Origin of the sequence: Colwellia sp. E2M01 (genome assembly GCF_018860585.1) — a bacterium.
GTDB lineage: Bacteria > Pseudomonadota > Gammaproteobacteria > Enterobacterales > Alteromonadaceae > Colwellia.
Window position 1 is genome coordinate 12,476 of record NZ_JAHKPR010000089.1, and the last position, 6,296, is coordinate 18,771.

General features: G+C 37.5%; 4 protein-coding genes and 1 pseudogene. All 5 read right to left on the reverse strand.

Features of this window, described 5'->3' with window-relative positions:
- Positions 1-362 precede the first annotated feature (362 nt).
- Positions 363-545, reverse strand: a complete 183-nt coding sequence (locus KO502_RS16815) for a hypothetical protein (protein ID WP_216023733.1) — start codon at positions 543-545, stop codon at positions 363-365.
- 226 nt (positions 546-771) lie between these two features.
- Positions 772-2,211 (reverse strand): NAD-dependent succinate-semialdehyde dehydrogenase, encoded by a 1,440-nt coding sequence (locus tag KO502_RS16820; protein WP_216023734.1) that lies wholly within the window; start codon positions 2,209-2,211, stop codon positions 772-774.
- A 263-nt stretch (positions 2,212-2,474) separates the two neighbouring features.
- A pseudogene (locus tag KO502_RS17155) lies at positions 2,475-2,588 on the reverse strand (MAPEG family protein); the annotation flags it as partial.
- Between the two features lie 137 nt (positions 2,589-2,725).
- Entirely contained in the window at positions 2,726-3,856 is a 1,131-nt protein-coding gene (gene lodB, locus KO502_RS16825; protein WP_216023735.1) for a lysine-epsilon-oxidase maturase LodB, read from the reverse strand.
- Positions 3,857-3,862: 6 nt separating this feature from the next.
- Positions 3,863-5,896 (reverse strand): CTQ-dependent lysine 6-oxidase LodA, encoded by a 2,034-nt coding sequence (gene lodA, locus KO502_RS16830; protein WP_216023736.1) that lies wholly within the window; start codon positions 5,894-5,896, stop codon positions 3,863-3,865.
- Between the last annotated feature and the right edge of the window lie 400 nt (positions 5,897-6,296).

Below are 6,296 nucleotides of genomic sequence, written 5' to 3' on the forward strand. Positions count from 1 at the left end.
AACGGGCTTTTCGTTTTATATTTGTTAATTAGTTTAATACATTGTTAACGTCGATAGTTAGAGAATCTAACTATCCTAAACTTCAGTTAAATAACAAGTATTTAAAAAAAACGCATTATATTAGTTTACGCAAATGAGAGCAAGGCAATCACTTATTTAAAGCGGGTCTTTACAGGATGGTTTACGATGAATATTGATTAGCTAAAAGTTGCAGGGAGTTTATCGTGGCAGCAATACAAAAATTATCTTTAGAGTTAAAATACCAAACGGGTTAATTTATTGAAAAATAATTATTAAAATAACTAATATAATAAATTAACCCGTTCGGTATATAGCATAAAATAAATACAATTAAGTATTAATTATGCGTCAGCTTCTACTTCTACTTTTGTATATTCGTAGTTGAAAGCTCTAACTTTTCTGCCTGATTGCACTTCAAATTCAACGGTAGTTGAACGAGGTAATATTAAAACTGCCTCATATTCTTCACCGACTGAACAAGTATCAGGACCGCATTTTATTTCTTGTGTTAATTTAATTCGCATTTCTTTTTTTCCCTTATTTTTGCTCTGTTAAATAATTAAACGAATCATATCATTTTTTTTAGATAAAAATTAGTGCAATAATTAATAAGACTGATTTCAATCAAAATATTCTTGAACTTTATCGTCTTAATCGTATTTTAGAATATAAACTAACTACACCTCAAATGTTTAACGGAATTAATAAAGTAAATTTATTCAATTATTTATTCACCTGCTGGTTACTATATTAAATTCCTCCCATACTTAAATATTTAATTTCCATGTAATCATCAAGTCCATATTTAGAGCCCTCTCTACCATTACCTGATTGTTTAATACCACCAAAAGGTGCGGCGGCGTTAGAAATAGCACTATCGTTAATCCCAACCATACCAAACTCTAGCGCTTCTGCTACTCGCCAAACTCGGCCAATATCACGAGCATAAAAATAAGCGGCTAAGCCATACTCGGTATCATTGGCAACTTCTATTGCTTCTTGCTCGGTATTAAAGGCAATAATCGGCGCTACTGGGCCAAACACTTCATTAGCGGCAATAGGCATATCATTGGTCACATTAGCCAATACCGTTGCTTGATAAAAATTACTACCCAACTCAGAGTCACCTCCGGTTAATAGCTCGGCTCCAGCAGTTATAGAATCAATAACCAATTTTTTTACATCCGTTGTTGCCGATTTAGTGATCATTGGCCCGACACTGATGTTTTCTTCTAGGCCGCTACCTAATTTTAATGACTGCACTGCGCTGACAAATTTAGTGGTAAATTCTTCTAATATGCTCGATTGCACTAAAATTCGATTGGTACAGACACAGGTCTGTCCGGCATTACGAAACTTAGAGGTTACCGCTGATTTTACCGCGGCATCAATATCAGCATCATCAAAAACAATAAATGGCGCATTACCACCAAGTTCCATTGAAACTTTTTTCACTGTTGAAGCGCATTGGTTTAGTAAAATTTTTCCAATCGCGGTAGAGCCAGTAAAAGTAAACTTAGCAATACTCTTATGGGTTGTTAATACTTCACCCATTTGTTGAGAATCAGTACCAACAACAACATTAAACACCCCTGCTGGTATGCCTGCTTGTACTGATAATTCGGCTAGAGCCAAAGCCGATAAGGGGGTAAGCGTTGCTGGCTTTACTACAAAGGTGCAACCGGCGGCTAAAGCTGCAGCAGCCTTGCGGGCAATCATTGCATTAGGAAAATTCCACGGGGTAATTGCCGCAACAACACCAACGGGTTGTTTAATAACAACAATACGTTTATCACTACTTGGCGCCTGAATAGTATCACCATAAACGCGTTTGCCTTCTTCGGCGAACCATTCTATAAATGATGCACCATACGCTATTTCACCTTTGGCTTCAGCTAGAGGTTTACCCTGCTCTAACGTTAAAATAGTCGCTAATTCGTCTTGGTTTTCCATGATCAGCGTAAACCATTTTTTTAATATCATTGCGCGATCATGCGCTGATTTTGCTGACCATGTTTTTAATGCGTTTTTTGCTGCAATTACCGCTTGCTCTGCGTTATTAGCATTAGCATCCGCTACTTTTGCAACAATTTGATTATTGAAAGGATTTATAACGTCAAAGGAATTACTGCTTGATATCCATTTACCGTTTATGAAGGAGGTATTTTTTAACAAGGCTGAATGATACATAAGTTCCCTAATGAGCTAATAAATTAAATTTATGAATAACAACATACGCTAATTATCAATGCTTTTATTTTATAAAAACAAAGATAACTTAAATACAAGGTTAACAAAAATAACTTACATTTCTATGACGAAATTATCTCATTTAATATCGTAACGAATTTTAATTTAAGCTTGAACTAAAAAATATAAATTTATAACGCGGTAATCAAAGATGAACACTGGGTACAACCCACAATATTATGTGGGCTTATTGGATTAATTTATTAAGTTAAGGCAACTCCGCACAATATGAACTGCGCTATATTCGCGACTAAACCGATAAGGAAACAATAGCTTCTTGGGCTAGGATTTTTCTCTGTGCCAATAGCATAATGTAGTTCCTTAGAATCTGGCAAGAGAAATGCGACTGGTTTAAATTCTTCACTTAGAAAACCATTTATCCGTAAATATAGCAGGTGTAACTTTGCGTAAATATTGTTTTTTGGTTAATAGCATACTTACCCTTTAGCTAAAGTTAATGATTGGATTGTCTTCGTAGCCAGAATGGTGCTTCATTCCAACGGTTCTCTTGTTGATAAATCTGCTGCCTAAGCGTTAGATAATGATCAAATTGGTTATGCAAATCAGTTTGAAATTGATTGATAAGTTGTGCTTGATCATTCTTAGGTTCACTTAGATTCGCGTCAATAAGTTTAGCGGCATGACAACCCGATGATAAAGCAAAGCCAATACCCAAAGATGAAATTGGATCAAAGGCACAAGCAGCGTCGCCGATTGCAAGGAAATTAGGCAAACTTTCAAATGCATTATTTTGACTGTATGCTTTACGCACCCAAGGGTTTGGTGATATTACTTTAGTTCCTACCACTAGCTTTCTAATATGTTTGGTTTTGGCCAACAAAGCATTAAAATGGCTTTGCTGATTTAACTTAAGGTCAGCGATTATATCCGCATCTGAAAAAAAGCAAACACTGTATTGATTACCTGGCAACAAAGCACCATACCACCATCCATGTTCTGTGCTTTCAATCAAATATTCCTGCTTTCTTTGTTGCTCATTGGTGCATTGAAAGAAGCGACCTACTGCCATCAAATCATCCACTTTTTTGCTACCTAGCCCAAGTTGCCGGCTAATGTTAGCATTACGACCGCTAGCATCAACAATAAAACGAGATCGTAAAGTAAATTCCCCTTGGGTTGGATGAGATAATTTCAATTCCCAACGGTTATCTTCTAACTTGCTTATTTTTTTGCAATGGGTACGAGGTATTACCTTACCATTACGGTCTGCAATATTCTCCAGCAACTGAAAATCAAAAAGTTCTCGGTTTAATTGAAAAGTAGATTGCTGTGTTGTGAACACTGAATTACGAATTCCTGGTAGATCTGATCCCCAATAAGAGGTACTACCAAAGCTAGGAATAAAACAGTCGTTACCAAAGGCTTCGGCATCAATTTTTAGGTAATCAATAAAATCAAAAATACTTTCCGTGACGTGTTCACCAATTCGTTCCCTATTAAGGTCAGATTGTTCAATCAAGGTGATGTCCAAATCGGTATAATTGAGTAGGCTCAAAGCAGTGCAAGCCCCTGCGGGGCCTGCGCCAAATATGGCCACATCAGTATCCATTGTTGATGAAACCATTTTTTGTTATCTCCTAACTCTACGACCAGAACGAGGTGGTTGAGAATGATTATAGGCAACTTTAATCGCTTTAAATGCTTTGCTTTCCATCGCTTCTACCATTAATGCGGCGCGATGCCCTCGAGCTTTAACTTTATCAGTTTGAGACTCAATATAAAAAACCGGAATACTTGTACCATTATCCTCAGGGTTACCGGTAAACTCGCCTGTCGATACTTCTTTATAAGAGAACAATACATTATTACGCTCTGTCTCTGTGAAGTATGGATAATCTGCATCTTGCGCGTTTTGGTCACGAATAAATGCTAATGCTGACCAATGTTCTACCATTTGTACAAAACTATTAATTCCTCTTTGATAATTAACTTGTTCGCCTGCAGATAAATGCGAATCGGCTTGCCCAACTACAGTTGTTTCCCCGGCAAGAACATCCCACGGACTTTGAGGCGGCCACCAATAAGAATAATAAGTTGGCGGTAAGGGTTGACCACTAATTTTATTTTTCTCTGGGTTAGTAAAGTTGATGTTTTGAACGGTACATTGAAAGAAGTCGGCTTGCCAAGGACACGCCATACGTTTGGTTAAATCGCCAGGCTCGCAACCACCGCCTTCACATTCGTCACGTGAAGGAGATAGCCCTGTATTACTATAACCATTTTGGCCCTTTTGATCTGATATTGTATAAGGAGCAGAATAAATAGCTGGATTTTGTAAACTCCAAGTAACTTCAATCCCTGGACACATTGGTAAACCGACACAGTTACCAACACTTCCTTGGTCTAGCGGGTTAACATTGTAAAGTTCAAAAATTTCCGTTGACTCAAAGTGACCTTTAGCCCATTGGCCGAGTAAAAACTGTTGGGTTTGGCTCAGAGCATCAAATTTCTCAATCGTTTGGTTACTCACCGAGTTACTGCCAGAATTTAATGGCATCTTTGGAAAATCATTCCTAAATAATATCTGTTGGGGCTGCAGAGGTGACGGGTTAGACTTATCGTCAGGCTCTCTGAAGTAAGCACAATAATTTTCACGGTTAGCTCTGTTTTGCTCGCTGTTGTCGGTATAATCAAATGTATTTGCACTAAACGCAGCCATTGATTGAACATTAGCAACCCATTGATAACGACTGAATCTCTTGACAATAGGTAATATATCTCTTTGATAATTAGCTTTATAATCTTCGTTATATTTCCCATCAAAACACATATCAGGAACTAAATTAAAATTTCGAACAGCTACGTCAAACATACTATCACTAAGGTTCGAAATATTCACAATTTCGGGTGCAAAATCAGGAGAGCCGACCACAACCCAGGCTTGTAACGACACTGGATCTCGGCCATCATCAAATTCAACCGTACAATAAACCGGCCCGTCGGCAATATCATCATGCCAAGTATCTGATCCACCATAACTAATTAATGGCTCATCACCTCCCGCATGACCATAACCACCTAGCACAATTAGACGGCCTTGATCATCTGTTTTTAGATCACCCAATGTTAATATTGCATTGCCAGAAGTAACTTTGTCATTAGGATAAGATATAGGATAATTAGCGGGTACTGGAGGAGTACATTGGTCAAAGCCCACTGACTGTTGTGAACCGCTAATTTCTCGCGGTCCCGGATCAACAATTAGTTTTTGTCGTTCTTCATAGGTCTTCTTAGTTGCATTACGTAATGGTGTTTTTTGATTAGCGTAACTATTTTCCTTACCATAGAGCAAGTTACCTTCAAGTTCATTGTATTGGTACCATGCGGCTTTTTTATTGGCTAAGTGAACAGTCCAGTTAATTGCTTTAACATGAGCAGTATCAAGCGTTAATTCTACGCCATCTTGCTGATACAGCTTGAAAACTTGGCCCTGCCGTTTAATTTGACCTTTTTCGTCCTTAAACTCGATGATAGGTCCCAGTTTATTACCATTAGCATCCGCTTCATAAGGGAGTTGACCAATTCCCTCGGGTGAAAGACAAAAAGACTCAGAGGAGTTACCTAATCGAGATATTCCAACAGAGGGGTGTATTGTAAGTTCCATAAAATTAACGCCTTATATATTATTTCCGTAAAAGTGGTTTTTTTGTAATACTTATAATAACTTAGGTAAAAAGCCCCTAACTCTTATCCAAAAAAATAAATCTAACATGGTTAATATTTGATTAATATTACAGAGCATTACAACAAAAAATTAACATAAAAAAGAGATAGCTGAAGGGGTCAAACAACTTGGCCAAAAAACCGTGACTCGTTAAAGTTACTGTTTCTTAGAATGTGGCGGTGAGATAGAGATTTGAACTCTAAGATTGGTTTAGCGCTACAAACCCTTTCGGGTTTTACATTTACTATAAAAGCAAAAAGCCCGTTAAAAACGTAACGGGCTTTTCTGAATGTGGCGGTGAGATAGAGATTTGAACTCTAAAACTGGTTTAGCGCTACAA

Bases quoted from the DNA above. Each gene is read 5' to 3' on its own strand.
- KO502_RS16815 (WP_216023733.1), bottom strand. From the start codon at position 545: ATGCGAATTAAATTAACACAAGAAATAAAATGCGGTCCTGATACTTGT.
- KO502_RS16820 (WP_216023734.1), bottom strand. From the start codon at position 2,211: ATGTATCATTCAGCCTTGTTAAAAAATACCTCCTTCATAAACGGTAAA.
- lodB (WP_216023735.1), bottom strand. From the start codon at position 3,856: ATGGTTTCATCAACAATGGATACTGATGTGGCCATATTTGGCGCAGGC.
- lodA (WP_216023736.1), bottom strand. From the start codon at position 5,896: ATGGAACTTACAATACACCCCTCTGTTGGAATATCTCGATTAGGTAAC.